Here is a 983-nt window from a genome sequence, read left to right as displayed (position 1 = left end):
GTGTTCAACCGCTCCACCAATTCACCAACTCCCCCGCTCGTCAAAGAGACGGAGGGAGTGGGAGAGGTGAGAGTCGCAGCAGTCCAGCCTTGCAAGAATGACGCCCATAGCGAGCCATCAACGTGTTGCAGGTGGGTCGCCCACCGTTTCGAATTGGCGAACTCATCGGTAGCCTTGTACTCGTTCCAGGCATTCATTATCGGGGAGTCGCTGGGAAGCGCGCGTTCTGTGCTCATGGCTGGGCCTCCGGAGGTGTGGGGAGGGGCTGCCAGTGCGTGGGTTGCTCATCTTTCCCAAGCGGCCCGAAACTGTCATGCCAAGTTGCGTCTGGGCTCTCGATTAAATCGCCGCCGTGAACCCACCATTCGCTATCAGTTGGCTCTCGCCATGAGACGTCGGTGATCCGCCTCGGAAACTCACGACATCCGATCCAGACATCGATCAGCGTCCCATCCTTCGGAGCCGTATCAATTGGCATCCATAGTGAGGGGGCTTGCGGGGATGCTGCGAGCATCGCGCGATAATCATCACGCGATACGTTGTAATCGACGACCGGATTCCCGCATTCGCAGCCGACGAAGCCGGACAGCGCCGCTAGCATCTCCTCTGTCGGCTCTACCGGAACCCACTTCCAGCCGCTTGCATCTGAACTAATTGTCATGGCGAAGATCCTTCAACTTTCGCTATCAAGCCGAGGGCGAGACGCCGAGGCCATTCGGGATCGAGTGCGAGCTCGTGGTATTCTGCAGCTGCGATTGCTTGGAGAACTTCCAGCATTTCAGGAGCGGCAGCTATGAGGCGGGCGTTGGCCTCAGCTTCGGAACTATCCCCAACCACCTCTGCTACGAGGCTGGATGTTGAGCGAACCTTGCAGGCTGAGGGCCATTCGGGTTCGAAGCTCCAAACTCCCGGCGTGTGCTCAGCCATGATGAGGCACTCCTTCGAATTTCGCGCGTTCGGCGAGCATGGCGTCGGCGTACGCG

Annotated in this window: 2 protein-coding genes; both read right to left on the bottom strand. The window is 59.0% G+C overall.

Annotated elements, in window-relative coordinates; translation table 11 throughout:
• Window positions 1-236, bottom strand: a 236-nt coding sequence (locus tag AC1DT3_RS22570) for a hypothetical protein (protein WP_477467403.1), incomplete at its 3' end; no start/stop codon positions are given.
• The gene (locus tag AC1DT3_RS22565) at window positions 233-661 is read right to left on the bottom strand and encodes a DUF551 domain-containing protein (protein WP_477467402.1); all 429 of its coding nucleotides are present in this window, start codon (window positions 659-661) and stop codon (window positions 233-235) included. The genes AC1DT3_RS22565 and AC1DT3_RS22570, both read right to left, overlap by 4 nt.
• Window positions 662-983 lie beyond the last annotated feature (322 nt).

This window comes from Microvirga sp. P4_G7 (genome assembly GCF_056401005.1).
Note: the sequence above shows the minus strand (reverse complement) of the source record. Positions and strands in the feature narration are given on the sequence as shown.

Coding starts and splice junctions, on each gene's coding strand:
- AC1DT3_RS22565 (WP_477467402.1), bottom strand. CDS start 661: ATGACAATTAGTTCAGATGCAAGCGGCTGGAAGTGGGTTCCGGTAGAG.